This window comes from Gordonia mangrovi, from assembly GCF_024734075.1.
Lineage (GTDB): Bacteria > Actinomycetota > Actinomycetes > Mycobacteriales > Mycobacteriaceae > Gordonia > Gordonia mangrovi.
On the sequence record NZ_CP102850.1, the window covers coordinates 2,940,069 to 2,956,973 of the forward strand.

Annotated in this window: 10 protein-coding genes and 2 pseudogenes; 6 read left to right on the forward strand and 6 right to left on the reverse strand. The window is 67.2% G+C overall.

Annotated elements, in window-relative coordinates; translation table 11 throughout:
* The first annotated feature begins 5 nt into the window (after positions 1-5).
* Positions 6-5,417, forward strand: coding sequence for a non-ribosomal peptide synthetase (locus tag NWF22_RS13295; protein WP_160902129.1), 5,412 nt, complete (start codon positions 6-8; stop codon positions 5,415-5,417).
* Positions 5,414-9,976, forward strand: a complete 4,563-nt coding sequence (locus NWF22_RS13300; RefSeq protein WP_160902130.1) for a non-ribosomal peptide synthetase — start codon at positions 5,414-5,416, stop codon at positions 9,974-9,976. The genes NWF22_RS13295 and NWF22_RS13300 overlap by 4 nt, the downstream gene beginning before the upstream one ends.
* A gap of 155 nt (positions 9,977-10,131) precedes the next feature.
* On the opposite strand, the gene NWF22_RS13305 is transcribed toward NWF22_RS13300, so the two are convergent.
* Complete coding sequence (locus NWF22_RS13305) at positions 10,132-11,400, reverse strand: HNH endonuclease (RefSeq protein ID WP_160902131.1); 1,269 nt, start codon at positions 11,398-11,400, stop codon at positions 10,132-10,134.
* Between the two features lie 382 nt (positions 11,401-11,782).
* Here NWF22_RS13305 and NWF22_RS13310 point away from each other — a divergent pair, with 382 nt between their 5' ends.
* Positions 11,783-11,989, forward strand: a complete 207-nt coding sequence (locus tag NWF22_RS13310; protein WP_202398480.1) for a hypothetical protein — start codon at positions 11,783-11,785, stop codon at positions 11,987-11,989.
* 60 nt (positions 11,990-12,049) lie between these two features.
* Positions 12,050-12,370: a hypothetical protein gene (locus NWF22_RS13315; protein ID WP_202398481.1), complete on the forward strand. Its 321-nt coding sequence runs from the start codon at positions 12,050-12,052 to the stop codon at positions 12,368-12,370.
* Positions 12,371-12,558: 188 nt separating this feature from the next.
* Here the strand turns inward: NWF22_RS13315 and NWF22_RS13320 are convergent, their stop codons facing one another.
* The 5 genes and pseudogenes from NWF22_RS13320 to NWF22_RS13340 all read right to left on the reverse strand — a co-directional run bounded on the left by NWF22_RS13320 (position 12,559) and on the right by NWF22_RS13340 (position 14,468).
* The gene (locus NWF22_RS13320) at positions 12,559-12,951 is read right to left on the reverse strand and encodes a type II toxin-antitoxin system death-on-curing family toxin (RefSeq protein ID WP_160902132.1); all 393 of its coding nucleotides are present in this window, start codon (positions 12,949-12,951) and stop codon (positions 12,559-12,561) included.
* On the reverse strand, positions 12,948-13,145 hold the full coding sequence (locus NWF22_RS13325) for a type II TA system antitoxin, ParD family (protein ID WP_160902221.1): 198 nt from the start codon (positions 13,143-13,145) through the stop codon (positions 12,948-12,950). Before NWF22_RS13325 ends, NWF22_RS13320 begins: the two co-directional genes overlap by 4 nt.
* Positions 13,146-13,255: 110 nt before the next feature.
* Positions 13,256-13,378, reverse strand: coding sequence for a hypothetical protein (locus NWF22_RS13330; protein WP_258321452.1), 123 nt, complete (start codon positions 13,376-13,378; stop codon positions 13,256-13,258).
* 139 nt (positions 13,379-13,517) lie between these two features.
* Positions 13,518-14,015, reverse strand: a pseudogene (locus tag NWF22_RS13335) (FAD-dependent oxidoreductase); the annotation flags it as partial.
* A 90-nt stretch (positions 14,016-14,105) separates the two neighbouring features.
* Complete coding sequence (locus NWF22_RS13340) at positions 14,106-14,468, reverse strand: ArsR/SmtB family transcription factor (RefSeq protein ID WP_160902133.1); 363 nt, start codon at positions 14,466-14,468, stop codon at positions 14,106-14,108.
* A gap of 125 nt (positions 14,469-14,593) precedes the next feature.
* Here NWF22_RS13340 and NWF22_RS13345 point away from each other — a divergent pair.
* Both NWF22_RS13345 and NWF22_RS13350 read left to right on the forward strand, forming a co-directional pair.
* Positions 14,594-15,373, forward strand: a pseudogene (locus tag NWF22_RS13345) (P-type ATPase actuator domain-containing protein); the annotation flags it as partial.
* A gap of 286 nt (positions 15,374-15,659) precedes the next feature.
* Positions 15,660-16,883: an IS110 family RNA-guided transposase gene (locus tag NWF22_RS13350; RefSeq protein ID WP_373692009.1), complete on the forward strand. Its 1,224-nt coding sequence runs from the start codon at positions 15,660-15,662 to the stop codon at positions 16,881-16,883.
* The last annotated feature ends 22 nt before the right edge of the window (positions 16,884-16,905 follow it).

Consider the following 16,905-nt stretch of genomic DNA (forward strand, 5'->3'; position numbering starts at 1 on the left):
ACACGATGAGCGACGACCTCACCCAGCGCAGAAAAGAACTGCTCCGTCAGCGCCTGGCGGCCGGCGGGCTGTCCGGCGCCGGTGCGGACACCCTGATCGCGGCGCGCCCGGACGGTGCGACCAGTCCATTGGCGGCCGCACAACGCAGGCTCTGGTTCGTGTCGCACCGCGACAGCGCCGACACCAGTCTCAATGTCGGGGTGGCCCATCGGCTTGTCGGTCCGCTCGATGCCCAGCGGCTGCGCGCAGCGTTCACCTCGGTGGTGGAGCGGCACGAGATCCTGCGCACCACCTACGAACTCGGTGACGACGGCGAACCCCTCGCGCGCCACCACACCGCCGCCACGATTTCGTGGCGCACCGACGACGTCGGCGACCTGACCGGTGCGCGTCGCGATCGGCGACTGAAAGTGCTCGCCCAGCGTGAGTTCGGCACACCGTTCGATCTGACCGCCGAGCCGCCGATCCGAGTACTACTGGTCGCGGCCGGTGTCGACGACCACGTCCTGTTGTTGACCGTGCACCACATCTGCTGGGACGACGAGTCGTGGCCGGTGTTGTTCGCCGAGGTCAACCAGGCCTACAACGCAGTTGGCGACAGCACGGGGGAAACCGGTGGGCCGGAGCCACTCCCGCGGCAGTACGTCGACCTGCCCGGGGCCGATTCCGCCACCGTCGCAGCCGACCTCGAGTACTGGCGAGCCCAGCTCACGCCCATTCCCGAACCGGTCGGCCTGCCCGCGAGTCTCTCGAGCAGGGCCGGGAAACGGCAGAGCGCGCTGCTCACCCGCCCCCTGACCGAGGCACTGCGGGCCAAGGTCGACAACGCCGCCCGTGCGGCGGCGGTCAGCCCGTTCACCGTCCACGCCGCCGCCCTTGACGCGCTGATCCATCGGCTCACCGGGGCCACCGACTTCACCATCGCGGTGCCGGTCACTCATCGGCCTGCGCACGCCGCCGCGCTCATCGGCTATTTCGGCAACACGCTGCTCACCCGGACCCGGCCGGCCGGCGACGACACCTTCGCCCAGCTCGTCGCGTCCGCGGGACAACGACTGGTGGACGGCCTCGCCCACCAGACCGCACCGATCGACGCCGTCGTCGGCGCGCTCAACCCGCAACGCTCCGCCGGAGGCGACGGTCTGGAACGGCTCGTCGAGATCAGTCTCAGCGCGCGCGGCGACGCGCACGGATTTGCCCTGCGCGACGTCACCAGCGAGCCACTCGACGGTCTGAGCACACCGAACGGGCAGCTCCCGCTCGAATTCAGCATCGTGACCGACGATCAGCCGTCGCTGGAGCTCGAATACGACACCGACCGTTTCGGCGACACCCTGGCCGCCGACATCGCCGACGGCTACCTCCTGTTGCTCGAACGCATGCTCGACGAGCCGCACCGGGCGATCCGTGACCACGACCTGCTGGCCCCCGCGACCCGCGATCGGGTCCTCGCCGCCTCCGCAGGGCATCAGGCGCCGGTTGCGGCGAGCACCGTCGTGGACCTGTTCGCCGCCGCGGTCGCTGCGCGGCCAGATCACGAGGCCGTCGTCTCCGACGACATCACCCTCAGCTACCGGGCTCTCGACGAGAGATCGAACCGGCTGGCGCATTGGCTGATCAGCTCGGGGGCCGGTCCCGACGACCTGATCGGGCTCCGTCTCGGTGCCTCGGTCGGGTTCGTGGTCGCCGCGCTCGCCGTCCTCAAATCGGGTGCCGCCTACCTGCCCATCGACCCCGACTATCCGGCCGATCGGGCCGACTTCCTCATCTCCGACGCCGGGCCCCGCCTGGTGCTCGATGCGGACTCACTTGCCGCCGTCGAGGCCGAAGCGGCAGCCGGAACCGAGTTCCCCTCCGCCGCCGCTCCCACCGATGCCGACCGGCGCGAACCGCTGCGGCCGACGAACCTCGCCTACGTGATCTACACCTCCGGATCCACCGGGACGCCGAAAGGTGTTGCGGTGGCCCACGACGCCATCGCCGATCACCTCAACGGATTCGGAGCCGGCGAGGTGCTCGATGCCGACGACCGCCTGGTGCAGACCTCCTCGGTGAGCTTCGACGCGTCGATGTTCGAGATCTTCTGCACACTGGCCATGGGTGCGACCCTGGTGGTGCCCAAACCCGGTGCAGTGCACGACATCGCCTACATGGCCGACCTGCTGGTGCGGCAGCGCGTCACCGTGATGCACATGGTGCCGACCCTGCTGTCGACGCTGCTGATGGTGCCGGAGGTCAAACAGTGGACGATGCTGCGCACCGTCCCGGTCGGCGGCGAAGCGTTCCCCGGTGAGGTCGCCGACGCCTTCACCACAGCCTTCGACGCAGCGCTGTCGAACAACTACGGCCCCACCGAGGCGGTCGTCGCAGCCACGCACTATCCGATCACCACTCCGCAGGGCAACGCAGTGGTCCCGATCGGCACGCCCAACACCAACGTGACCGCCTATCTGCTCGATCCGGGATTGCAGTTGCTTCCCGACGGCATGGTGGGCGAAATCTATTTGGGCGGACCGCAACTGGCGCGCGGATACCTTGGACGTCCGACGCTGACCGCGACCCGGTTCATCGCCGATCCGTTCACCCCTGGCGGTCGGCTCTACCGCACCGGCGACCTTGCGCGCCGCAATACCGACGGCGACCTGGAATTCGTCGGCCGCGCCGACGAACAGGTCAAGGTGCGCGGTTTTCGCATCGAGCTCGGCGAAGTGGAGGCCGGTCTGGCCGACCATCCCGACGTCGCGCACGCACTGGTTGTGGTCGACTCCGATGACGCCGGTGCGCGTCTGCTCGCCTATGTCATCCCGGCGGCTCACGTCGGGGCGGACCTCGACTTGGACGCCGTGTTGTCCCACGCGCGCATCCGGCTTCCGGATTACATGGTGCCGTCGGCTGTGGCCGTCATCGATGAGGTCCCGCTGACGACGCACGGCAAGCTCGATCGCGATGCCCTGCCGATCATCAGTGCGCGCCCCCGCGACGACCGTGCACCGCAGACGCCGACCGAGAAGCGGATCGCGGCGGTGTACGGGGAACTGTTCGGTTCCGACGACATCTCGGCGGGATCGTCCTTCTTCGATCTCGGCGGCCACTCGCTGCTGGCCGCGCGACTGGTCACCACGCTGACCACCGAGTTCGGCATCGACGTGGATGTGCGACTGCCGCTGGACAATCCGACCGTTGCCGGCCTGGCAGCGGCGGTGAATGCGGCAGTGCGCGACGAGTTCGGCATCGACCTCGATGAGCTGGGTGACCTGGACGACCTCGGCGACTTCGACGATGCGGACACCCTGGACGGCATTGCTGCTCCGGCCACGCCGTCGGCGCCGGCACGTCCGCCGTTGCGTCACGTCGACGCGCCGGAGCCGCTCCCGCTGTCCTTCTCGCAGCTGGCGATGTGGTTCCAACATCGCTTCGAAGGCCCCGGGGCGGCGGGCAACATCCCGCTCGCGATGCGCCTCGACGGTCCGATCGACACCACCGCACTGCGTGTGGCGCTCACCGATGTGGTGGGCCACCATTCGGCATTGCGCACCACCTTCGTCGAGCGCGACGGCCTACCGACCGCGCGCATCACCGACGCGGCACATGTCGATGTGCCGATCGTCGACGTCGACGACCCCGGCGCGACCACCGAGCACCTGGCACGCGCCCGCGACCACGTCTTCGATCTCGCCGAGGGGCCGCTGCTGAACGCCACCCTGTTGCGCGAGAACGACATCCGCCACACGCTGTCGCTGGTCGTGCATCACATGGTGATCGACCACTGGTCCACCGACGTGCTGATCGACGACCTGATCACGGCCTACCGGGCGCGCGCTGCCGGGGCTGTGCCCGCGCTGTCGCCTGGGCACGGGATCTCATCGGAGTTGACCTACACCGATTACGCACTCTGGCAACACCAGGTGTTCCCGGTGGGGATCGACCGTCCCAGCGCCCCGGTCACGGGATCGTCGGATACCGACGACCCCGACAGCATGGGAAGTGCGGACGCGGCAGCAGCATTCGGGCGACGGCAGATCGAGCGCTGGCGTTCGGTGCTCGACGGGCAGCCCGACGAGATCACCGTGGCCACCGACCACCCGCGGCCATCCGCGCTCGGCAAGGTCGGTGTGCTCGCCGATCTCACCGTGCCGGCGGAGACGCACCGGCGCTTGCGGCGCGTCGCCGACGATTGCGGTGCCACCGAATTCATGATGGTCACCGCCGCGCTCACGGCCTTGTGGAGCCGACTCGGTGGCGGTGACGACATCGCGATAGGAACCCCCGTCGCGGGACGTGTCGACCCTGGTACCGAACGAGTCGTCGGTCTCTTCGCCAACATGGTCGCGCTGCGCACGCGCACCGACGGCAGCCCCACCGTCCGTGACCTCGTCCGCCGATGCCGCGACACCGTTCTGGACGCCTTCGCCCACCAGGACGTACCGATCGAGCGACTCGTGGAAGCCCTGAACCCGCGGCGCACGCGATCGCGCAACCCGCTGTTCCAGAGCATGATCCACTTCCGGGACCGCGACCAGAACACGGCCGGCCGCCCACTGGACGACGCCGGGTCGACCATCGCGCTGCTGCCGGTGGAGCAGGACACGTCCTTCCTGGATCTCAACGTGATCCTCGCGGTCAACGCCGACGGTGGGCTCGACGGGCGTGTCGTGGGCAGTGCAGATCTCTATGAGCAGAGCACGATCGACGGAATCGCGGCGGCTCTGGGCGCCATGCTCGCCGCTTTCGCCACCGACGCCGACACTGCTGTGGATGCCATCGTCGTACCGCCGCTGCCCGGAGTGGTCACCGCCGACATGCACGGGGAGGACCCCGCCGAACTCGCCGCGATCATCACCCGCCACCGTCCGCACCGCGTCCACGCCGCGCCGCGGACGCTGGCGGCGTTGCAGCACACCGGCTCGACCGATCTGGGATCGGTGCGTGAGTGGGTGGCGACCGACGCCGGCGCGGGAACCTCGCTCGGAGAGTCGCTGGCCGCGCTGGCACCGGGATCGCGATTCACCGATCCGTTCGACTCCGCGCCGACGCCAGTGGTGATGGCGATGGCGGCAGCGGCCGGCGGCGGGGCGCAGACCCCGACCGAGGAACGCCTGATCGCGATCCTGTCCGATCTTCTCGGCATCGACGGACTCGGCCGCGACGACAACTTCTTCGCCGTCGGCGGAGACAGTGTCATCTCGATCCAGTGGTCGGCTCGCGCAGCGGCGGAGGGCCTTCCGCTGGCACCGCAGCAGATCTTCGACCACTATTCGATCGCCGAACTCGCCGCCGCCGTCGACGAGGAACGATCCCGGCCGCTCGATGAGCACTCCGACGAACAGGGTCAGGCCGACGCCGCCCCGATGAGCGCATCGGGCCTCAGCGATGACATGCTGCAGTCGCTCGGGGCGGCGTGGAAGTCGCACCAGTGACCGCAGCTCCCGAGATCGAGGACGTCCTGGCACTCAGCCCGCTGCAGGAGGGGCTGTTCACCCTGTCGGAGATGGCCGGCGACGGGTTCGACGTCTATTCCATGCAGTTCGTCGTCGAGATCAGTGGACCGCTCGACGCCGCACAGCTGCACAACTCGGTCGACCGCGTCATCGAACGGCATCCCAACCTGCGTGTCTCACTGTGGGACAAGGACCTTCCCAAGCCGGTACAGATCGTCCCCAGCCGGGTGGAGGTGCCGTGGGAAGAGGTCCGGGCATCCGCCGCACAATTCGACGAGTTGGCCACCGCCGAACGTGCGCGCCGATTCGACCTGCGCCGCGGGCCGGCCATCCGAGTGAAACTGGTCGACCTCGAAGGCCGGTGGCGACTCCTGGTCACCGCCCACCACATCCTGATGGACGGGTGGTCGATCGCGCTCTTCTTCCAGGAGCTGCTGACCATCTACGCCGCCGGCGCATCCACCGTGACGTTGCCGCCAGTGCGGCCGTATCGCAACTACATCGCATGGCTGGCCGCCCAGGACACCGATGTCGCACGGGCGCAGTGGGTGGACCATCTGGCCGGTGTCGAACCGTTGATGCTCGGCGAGCCGGGAGCGTCGGTCACCGAACCCGTCCGCACCCGCCACCGGCTGCCGGTCGCCGGCACCGAACGTCTGGTCGCCTGGGCCCGGTCGGCGGGCCTGACTGTCAACACCGCTGTCCAGTACGCGTGGGCAACCGTGCTCGGACGACTCACCGACCGCGACGACGTGGTCTTCGGCACCACCATCTCCGGCCGGCCGCAAGGGCTCGCCGGCGCCGACGAGATGATCGGACTGTTCATCAACACCGTCCCGTCGCGCGTCAGCCTGGCGACGTCCGACGGGCAGAACACGGTCGTCGAGCATTGCCGTGCGCTGCAACGCGCGTCGAGCACCATGCGCGACCACGGCTACCTGGGACTGTCCGACATTCAGCGGGCCTCGGGGCATGTGGCGCTCTTCGACACGCTCTTCGTATTCGAGAATGCCCCGATCGGCGCGGCCACCGAACCGGTCACCGCCCCGGACGGCACCCGCTTTCTGCCGCTCGCCATGGAGAGCCTGGCGCACTACCCGCTCACCGTGGTCGCCTACCTGCTCGACGGCGAACTCGTCATCATCACCGAGACGATCGACGGAGCACTCGGCGATCTGCGGCCCACCGACGTGGCGCAACGGCTCCTGCGGGTGCTCGAACAGCTGCCCGCGGCGGGTGATGGTCCCGCAGATGCTCTCGACGTCCTGCTGTCGGCCGAGCGCGCACTGATCGAACGGACCTCCATGCGGCAGGCCGAAGCCGTAGACCTCGCACCGTCGGTGATCGCGGCGTTCCTCGATCAGGCCCGCCGGACACCGGAGGCGCCCGCGCTTGTCGATGCGACGCAGACCTTCGGCTACGCTGAGCTCGCCGCGCGTTCCGCCCGGCTCGCCGGTGAACTCCGCGACCTGGGCATTGGACCAGAGTCGGTGGTCGCGATCGCGCTGCCTCGATCGGCGGATTCGGTCATCACCATCCTGGCCACGATGCATGCCGGCGGAGCATACGTCCCGGTCGATGTCGCACTGCCCGATCAGCGGATGGCCAACATGCTGGCGCAATCCGGCGCGCGGGTCGTCGTGACCGATCTGGCCAATCTTCCGCGGTTCCAGACCGATGGCAGGGTTGCCGCGGTAACCCTCGACGATGCGGCGACGGCGGAGCGGATCGCCGCCCGTCCCGCTGAGATCGCACCCCCCGCGCTATGTCGCGAAAGTAGCGCATACGTCATCTTCACCTCGGGTTCGACCGGAGAACCCAAGGGCGTCATCGGAACCCATGCCGCACTGGTGAGCTACTGCCGCGACCATCGCGACCACATGCTTGCCCCGGCACAGCAGCGACTCGGCCGCCCGCTTCGCGTGGCCCATGCCTGGACGTTCAGTTTCGACGCGTCATGGCAGCCGCTGGCGGCGCTGCTCGACGGGCACGCCGTCCACCTGTTCGGGGAGGACGAGATGCGTGACGCCGACCGGCTGGTCGCCGGCCTCACACACCGCGCGATCGACATGATCGACACCACTCCATCCATGTTCGGTCAGCTCGCTGCGGCCGGGCTGGTCGGCGACGAGGGCGTCGGACACGCCCATCTGTCCGTGCTGGCACTCGGTGGCGAGGCGATCGGACCCGCGCTCTGGCAACAGCTGAGTGCGCTGCCGGCCACCACCGCACACAACTGTTACGGCCCGACGGAGACCACGGTCGAGGCGGTGGTCGCCCGCATACCGGATTCCCCGGAACCCACGATCGGTTCACCCACCGACCGGATGGCCGCCTACATCCTCGACTCCCGTCTGCGTCAGGTGCCCACCGGGATCGCCGGGGAGCTGTATCTCTCTGGTGCGCAGGTCACCCGCGGTTACGTGGGCAGGTCGGCGATGACCGCCGGGCGCTTCGTCGCAGATCCGTTCGTCGCCGGAGAGCGGATGTATCGCACCGGAGATCTGGTGCGCCGCAACGACCGCGGCGACATCGTCTTCGTCGGTCGCCGAGACGACCAGGTGAAGATCCGCGGCTACCGCATCGAGACCGGCGAGATCGAGGCGGCGCTGCGGCGGCTGCCCGGGATTCGGGCGGCCGCTGTGGTGGTGGTCGACCGGACGGCCGGTCCGGCGCTCGTCGGATTCGCTGCCGGCGCCGAACTCGATGCGCGTCAGGTGCGTTTGGAGTTGGCGGAGGTGCTTCCCGCGCATATGGTGCCCACCCGGATCGTGACGCTTCCGATACTGCCGATGAACAGCAACGGCAAGGTGGACAGCCGCGCCCTGGCCGAGTCGGCGGCGCAGGCCCTGCAGGCGCGTTCCGGCGCGGACACCGCCGATCTCACCGCCACCGGTCGTGTGGTGTCGTCGGTGATCGGCGCGGTGCTCGGGAGTGCTCCGGCGGCCGACGAGGACTTCTTCGATCTCGGCCTCGACAGCATCGTCGCGATGGCGGCGGTGCACGCACTGCGCGAGCACGAGCTGACCGTGACGCCGCGGATGGTGTTGGCGCACCCCACGGTCGCAGACCTCGCGGATGCGATCGACCGGTACGTCGACGAACCCGACGCCACTCGCGCCGGTCCCGGCATCGTGCCCGCCCTGCCCATCGTGGAATGGCTCGACGAGTACGGAAACGATCGGCGATTCACCCAGACGGTGCTGTTCGCGTTGCCGGACGGTCTCTCCGAGGGCGACCTGCAGACGGCCCTGCAGACCCTCATCGACGGCCACGACATGTTGCGCGCCACGCGTACGCCGGCGGGGGTCGTCACCCGTGAAGCGGGAACCGTTGACGCCGCAACTGTTCTCAACTCGATGCCGAGCGCTGAGCTGCCCGCGAGCATCACCACTGCCGCCCGATGCGCCAATGATGCCGTCGACCCCGACGAGGGGCGGATGCTGGCCGCGGTTCGACTGAACCGACCGGGCGCCCAGGACATCCTGCTGCTCGCGATCCATCACCTGGCCGTGGACGCGGTCAGTTGGCAGATCATCTTCGACGACCTCGCCGGCGCCGGTGCGGCTCTGGCCGCCGGTACACCGCCGACGATCGGCGCCGAGCGCACCGACTATCGGCACTGGTGCACCGAGATTCGTGCCCGCGCCGATCGTCCGGAGGCGTCGGCGCAACTCGACCACTGGATCTCGCAGGTGTCCGAACCCGACGGCCCGATCGGCGCCCGAATGCCGGACCCGCGCAAGGACACCTGGTCGTCGTTGCGGTCCGCGGTCACCCTGACGCCCGTCGACATCACCCGGACCGTTCTCGGCTCGCTGGACAAACGCATGGGCATGCGCGAATTCCTGCTGGCCGCACTGGCCCTGACGATCGCCGGCTGGCGGCGGGAGCGCGGCGCCGATCCGACCCAGGGTGCCTATGTGGCGCTCGAAGGGCACGGGCGCGACGACGAACTTGCCGGCCCGTCAGTGGACACGACCCGAACCCTCGGGTGGTTCACCACCGTCTATCCGGTTCGGCTCGGCACCGGACACGATCTGGGGCCTGCGGAGGCGGCCGCCGATCGCTCCGCCGCTACCCTTCTGCTCGACGACGTCGCGACTGACTTGTCGATGATTCCCGGCAGTGGAATCGATTTCGGCATCCTCAAGTATGTGCGCGGTGCCCACGAGCTGGTCGGTGCGCACGAGCCACAGATCGAATTCAACTATCTGGGCCGCTTCGATCTGCACGGTGCTGATCCGCGCAGTGGTGGGGATTCCAGCAGTGGTGACGTTCTGTGGCAGCCCTGGATGCCGATCACCGACCTCGAGCTCAACGATCGGCTCCCTACCGATCCGGAACCCGATCTGCCCCTGCGATACACCCTCGACGTGGTTGCCGTGGTGCGCGCCACCGAAGGCGGTCCGCAGCTCGTCGCCAACTGGCGCTACGGCGAGAGCTTGCTCACCGCTGCAGAGGCCGAGCGACTCACCGAGCTGTGGCAGCAGTCGGTGTCCGCGTTGGCGTCGGTGGTTGCCGACCAAGCTCGCTGATCGAGCCTGCTGATCGAGTGACCGCGATGCCGTCGCGCCCGTCGCTGACGCTCTGGTCACTCGATCAGCAGACCTGTTCACACTGTTGAGTTGTCAAGGTACAGATGCGGTCCCGACGATATCGGGTGCGAGGTCGGGGTATTCGGAGCGAGCGGTCAGGCTGCTCCGGGTAGGTTGTCGAGATTCAACGATCGGCGGTTGTGGGCGGGGAGCGGCGTCCGGGTGGGGTCGACGGCGACGGGTGGGATGAGCCAGGGGTGTCGGTCGGTGCCGAGGAACACCTCCCAGCCGTTGTGGTGGATGTCGGTGTGGCACGCAGAGCAGAGTAGGCAGCTGTTGTCGAGGCTGGTGTCGCCGCCGTCGATCCAGTGGGTCAGGTGGTGGGCTTGGGTGCGGTTGGCGGGTGCGCCGCATTTGACGCAGCATTCGTCTCTGACGTGCAACGCTTTTCGGATGTGTGGTGGCACCAATCGTTTCTCACGGCTGATGTCGAGGGGGACGCGCTCGTCGTCGACGAGCAAAGTTGTGGCGGCGGCATCGCAGGACAGTCGGCGCAGGGTGGCTTGGGTGACCGAGCCCATGAGGTCGAGTTCGGCCAATGTCGGCGTGTCGGCGGGGATGGTCAGCAAGAGCTGGGTTTTGGGCGCGGCGCTGGCGATGTCGCTCGGCATGCGGGCTGCGATGTCCAGGATGGTCTCGAGGGCGTCGGCGTGGCGGCGGGCGATGGTGCGGGGATCGCGGGAGCCGTCGGGTTGGGGTCGGGGTGCGCCGAGGGAATTCAGTGCAGCGCAGAGTTTTTCGCCGACTTCGAGGTCGAGGCTGGCCTCGAGGTGGAGACGCCCGTCGGTGTCGCGGTGGTGGGCGAGTTCGTTGAGTTGGCGGTCTTCGGCGGCGGGTAGTCCGTTGGTGTCGGCGGCGAGCTGGTTGCCCAGGGTGCGGGCGCGTTTGTCGATGTCGGCGGGGGTGGCGCCGGAAAAGTATTGTCCGAGAAGATCGGTCACATGGGTTAGACGCAGCGCGTCGTCGATCGGTTCCGCTGATCTGCCGGCGATGTGGCTGACTCCACGCACGATGGCGTCGACGTGTTCGGCGGGAATCGCGCCGTCGGCGGCGTGCGCGTCGAGGGTGGGCAGCGCGTCGAGGGCGTCGGCGATACGCAGGAGTCGTTGGGCGACCGATGGTGCAAAGCCCATCACGATGAGCAGTTCGCGGGTACTGCGGCCGTGGTCGCGGGCCACGCCGAGCCGGTCGAGTTGCGCGGCCAGGCGGGCGGCCTGGTGATCGACGAGGTTGCGCAGCGTCAGCAGCTGACTCATGGCGTCGAAGGTGGAACGCCCCGACAGATCGTCGCAGTGCAGCTCACGCAGTATCGATCCCACCGCCGACAGCTCAGCTGATGCAGACAGTTCAGCAGTGACGGCCATGACGACTCCCCAGTTGATACGACAACGGCACCGGTGCAACCGGCGATGCAGGCGTCCTTACTGGGTTCTTCTACCGCGCCCGAACAGCACATTCGCTAGTGTGCGTGCTTGTCCGGTGCGAAACTTCGTCATCGTTTTGGCCTGCTGGAAACCAAGGTATTCGAACTTCCGTTCGAAGTCAACCATTCGGCTTGACTCACGTAATCTGCCCGCGAAACGCCCTCGGTGCCTCACACAAGTTTGCCCGCGAAATGGTGATCGTCGGGGGATGGGAAGTGGGTTGTCGATGCGGTCTCGGGCCGAGGTGACCAGCAGGTTCGCGCGGAAGTACGTGAAGGCGTCGTAGAAGGACCGGGGCCGGATCCTCGATCAGGTGGTGGAGGTGACCGGTTGGTCGCGTGACAACGCGCGGCGGCGGTTGACTGCGGCCGCGCGGCAGTCGCCGGGCATGGGGCACGCGGTGGCGGTGCGTGAGCGCACCCCGCGCTCGCCGAAGTACTCCTACGATGCGCTCAAGGTGTTGCAGAAGGTGTGGGCGGTCTCGGGTGGGCAGTGCGGCAAGTACCTCGTGGTATCGATGCGCGTGTAGCTCGATGCGCTGGAGCGGCACGGCGAACTTGTTGCCGGAGTGGACCGTTACCGCGCGAGTGTGCGTGCGGAGCTGTTGTCGATGTCGGCGGCGACCATCGACCGCTACCTGCGAACCGCCAAGGCCAAAGACCAGATATCCGGCGTGTCCACGACCACACCGTCTGTGTTGCTGCGTAATTCGATCACCGTCCGCAAGGCTGGTGATGAGGTGGAGGTCGAACCCGGGTTCTTCGAGGGCGACACGGTCGCTCATTGCGGCCCGACCCTCAAAGGCGAGTTCGTGCGGACGTTGAACCTGACCGATGTGCACACCGGATGGGTGTTCACCCGCAGCATCCGCAACAACGCTCACTCCCACATGGGCGAAGAACTGCGATGACGAGTCCAGGCCGGCGTACAGCACACGCCGGCGCGGTGGTCGCGCGCGTCCGACGCCAGGTGTACGTGCGCAAGGTCCGCGACCGGGCCGACGACGCGAGTGTTCCTACTGACGCCGCGAGCGTTTCTCACGCGCCGCGAGTGGGATAACACTCGCGGGACGCAGGTATCACTCGCGGCGGCACTGCCTCACGTGCCCTTCGCTGACACGAACAGATCGTGCAGGGTGATGCTGATCTCGGGCCAGTTATCCATCCGTCCCTGTGCCACGTCGAGGACAAACTTCTCAGCACGGTCCACGTCCAGGTCGGCCTCGGGAACGATGTCGTTGATGTCGAGGAAGACGACAGCCGAAGCCCAGGCCGTTCGCTTATTCCCGTCCACCAGTGGATGATTGCGAGCCAGCGAATGCAGCAGCGCCGCAGCCTTATCCCAGGGTTCTGGGTAGGCGTCGAGGCCGAACACCGACACCTGTGGCCGGGCGACCGCGGCCTGAAGCAGCCCCTCGTCGCGTACATGCACCTGCTCGCCGCACGCAACCGACCCGGCAGTGATGACGTCGTGCCGGTCGAGGTAGATCACTTGAGGCGGTCGTTCAGTTCCGCCGACCACGCAGCTGACCGCCGGGCGGCGTCCAGAACGCGCCGACGATGATCGCTCGCCCGCTCTACCGCCGCATCATGGACAAACGGCTTCAGCGAAACTCCCTCACGCTCGGCGGCAGCCTTGATGCCAGCGTGCTCCTCATCCGTGAACTCGATGTTGAGTGATGGCACTTCACGCCCCTTCCCTGAACGAACCACCATGGTACCTAGAAGGGCACTAAGACGGTACCTTCTCGATGCCCCGTTGAGTTTGGGCGTGTTCCGGATACTTCGGACCGAGGTCAAGTAGCGAGCAGGTCGGCCAACGCGACGTCGGGGTCGGCGAGTTTCGACTCGTCGACCACCACCCCGGACCTGATGAGTTCCTCCACGCCGTCGAGTTGATCCCAGATGTTGACCTGCATGCCGGCCTGGACATGCGATTCGGAGTCGAGCCAGAGAATTCGGCGTTGCCGCCGAGCAGATTGGTGGCGCGACCTTCGGCTGATTCAGCGCATTCGCCCAGTGCTCGTTGCGGACCCGATGCCCGAGGACGGGATGCTCGGCGTTGGCGATGTCCCCGACGACGAAGATGTCGGGATCGCTGCTGCGCATCCCGGCATCCACCAGGACACCGCCGCCGTCGGTCTTCACATCCGCGGATTCGGCGAGTTCGAGATTCGGAATCGCGCCCGCAGCGACGAGCACGACGTCGGCGTCGATCCTCTCCCCGCCAGCGAGTCGCACACCCGTCGCGGTACCGTCGTCGACGACGATCTCCTCCACCCCGATCCCGGTGCGCAGGGTGACGCCCTTCTCCCGGTGCAGGTCGACGAAGACCTGCGCGACTTCGGGTCCGAGCGGACCGGCCAGGGGCACGTCGGCCTGTTCGACGACGGTCACCTCGCCGCCCCGTTCCTTCGCCGCGGCCGCGATCTCCAATCCGATCCACCCACCGCCGATGGTCACCACGCACTTCCCCTCCGCCCTACCCGATGTTCGCAAGGGTGTTCGAGTACCTGCCGGCTGATGTGCTTTCGCGGGCATTCCTATCTGAGGCATGGGTCCGGTTTCGCGGGCAGTTTGACGTGAGGCATTACGCCTGTCGGCGAGACGAATGTGCCGTGCTTTCCCCCGGGCATCCTTACAGTTCTAATTTGCTTCCCGCGGGCGGTCTGCGAGGCCCAGGCGCAGGTGTTCGCTGTGGTAGACGGCCTCGTCGAGAAGTTGGGCGACGTGATTGTCGTACAGGCTGTAGGTGATCGATCGGCCCGCGCGTGTGCCGGTCACCAGGCCGAGATTGCGCAGTAGCCGCAGCTGATGGGATACCGCCGATTGTTCCATTCCGATGCTGTCGGCGAGGTCGGTCACCGATCGGGGGCCCTGGCGTAGCTCGGTGAGGATGAGGAGGCGACTCGGCGTGGCGAGCGCTTGCAGCGTCGTCGCGACATGGGCGGCGGAGTCCGGATCCAAGCGAGCGCTCGGACGATGTCGCCCCTCGACTCCGTGTCCCATGAAACACGATGATACCGCCGACTTGAAATATGAAGACATCTTCATACATTCTGTCTTCAGAGTCGAGTCGAGTCGAGTCGAGTCGAGTCGAGTCGAGTTGCCGAATCACCGGAGGAGGGCCAGCGATGACCGCGACGACACGGGTCGCCGAGAAGGGCGCCGGACGTGTGCCGGCGCCGCCCCCGTCGATCGTCCGGACGGGTATGCGGTTGCCGGCGGTGCGATGGGCGGTGATCGCATTCGCAGGGTTCGCTCTCGGGTGGGGACTGCAGCTGGTCGGCGCTCCTGAATGGCTGTGGTGGATGGCGTATCTGGCGTGCTATGTCACCGGCGGCTGGGGTCCCGCGGTGGCCGGGTTGCAGGCGCTGCGCGAGCGGACGCTCGACGTCGACTTGCTGATGATTGTCGCTGCGATCGCTGCGGCATCGATCGGCCAGGTATTCGACGGGGCTCTGCTCATTGTGATCTTCGCGGCATCGGGGGCGTTGGAGAACGTCGTGACCCAACGCACCGCAGACTCGGTCACCTCACTTCTCGGCTTGGCTCCCGAGCGCGCCACTCTGGTCGATGCCGACGGGACGACCAGAGTGATCGATTGCCGGGAACTGCAGGTCGGGCAACACGTCCTGGTCCGCCCAGGCGAGCGGATCGGTGCCGATGGTGTGGTCACGCACGGGGTGAGCGAGGTCGACCAGCAGGCAGTGACCGGCGAATCAGTGCCGATCACAAGGGGAGTCGGCGATGAAGTGCTCTCGGGAACCGTGAACGGAACCGGTGCACTGACGGTCGAGGTGGTCCGGCCGGCCTCGGAGTCGGTCATCGCCCGCGTCGTTGCACTTGTGGAAGAAGCATCCGCGACCAAAGCCCCGACACAGCTGTTCATCGAAAAGGTCGAGCAGGCCTACTAATGGGAGCTACTGGGTCTGGTCGTGAGTTTGGGTCAGACTTGGTGTTGGTGGCTGCTGCTGGGTGAGCACTCGTGCCTACGGAACCGTTGATGGCGAGTTCTGGATCGAGACCGTGCCCCTGGTGGTCGGCCAAGAGGGTGTGATTGCTGCTGGGATGTCGTGCCGGCTCCGATGTGGTTTCGGGGTGTGAGCACTGAACCATTAGTTCGCGAGGGTCCTCCGGCCAGCTGCCGTGTTGAACAATCGACGGCTTGGTAGCTGTGAGGAGGCACCGGCAGTGGCAGTGTTGTTCGTCGGGGATGATTGGGCCGAAGACCACCACGATGTCGAGTTTCAAGACGAGCGTGGGCAGGTGTTGCGGCGGGCGCGGTTGCCTGAGGGGATCGCCGGGATCGAGAGGTTCGGGGAGATCGCGGCGACCTTCCTCGACGAGGGCGATCAGCCTGACCAGGTGCTGGTGTGTATCGAGATCGATCGCGGTCCGTGGGTCAACGCGTTGATCGCTGCGGGGTATCGGGTATTTGGAGTCGATCCCAAACAGGCCCATCGCTACCGCGAGATCGTGGTCAGTTCGGGCGCCAAGAGCGACAAGGGTGATGCGCATGCGCTGGCCGAGATGCTGCGGAGTCGTCGCCACCAGTTGCGGGAAAGTGGTGGGGACTCCGAGATCGCGGACGCGGTCAAGGTGGTGGCCCGCGCGCATCAGACGATGATCTGGGAACGCACGCGCCACATGCTGCGGGTGCGTGCGGCGCTGCGCGAGTACTTCCCGGCGATCCTGCTGGTGTGTTCGGCGTTGGATCTGGAATTGACGAGCCGGCCGATCCTGGGCTTGCTGACCAAGGCGCCGACCCCGGCGCGGGCGGCGAAGCTGACCAAAAGCCAGATCCTGCCCCTCCTCAAGGGTCGCCGCAACAAAGACACCAAAGCTGTTGAGATACAACAGATCCTACGCGGACAGCACCTCGGCCAACCTGATCGGGTCACCGACGCCTACGCGGCCTCGGTGCGCGCCTCGGTGGCGGTGCTGGGTGTGGTGATCGAGCAGATCGACGAGCTCGCCGGCGAGGTCGATGCCCATTTTTCCCAGCACCCGGACCATGAGATCTACCTCAGCCAGCCCGGCATGGGGCCGACCGTGGGACCCCGGGTGCTCGCCGAGTTCGGGGACGACCCGTTACGTTTCCGCAACAGCAAAGCCCGCCGCAACGCGGCGGGCACCAGCCCCATCACGAAACAGTCGGGCAAATCGCGGATCGTCTCCGCCCGCTACGTCCACAACGACCGACTCGTCGACGCCCTGATGGCCCAGGCCCACGGAGCCTTCATGCACGACGACGGCGCCCGCGCCTACTACCGCAAACAACGAGCCCGAGACGTCGACCACAACGCCGCGCTACGCCAACTCGCCAACCGCCTCGTCGGCATACTCCATGGCTGCCTGGCCCGCGGTATCCCCTACGACCCCGCCACCGCATGGAAGGACCAAACCCCCGCCGCGGCTTGACATCAAACCTTCAGGGATGTCT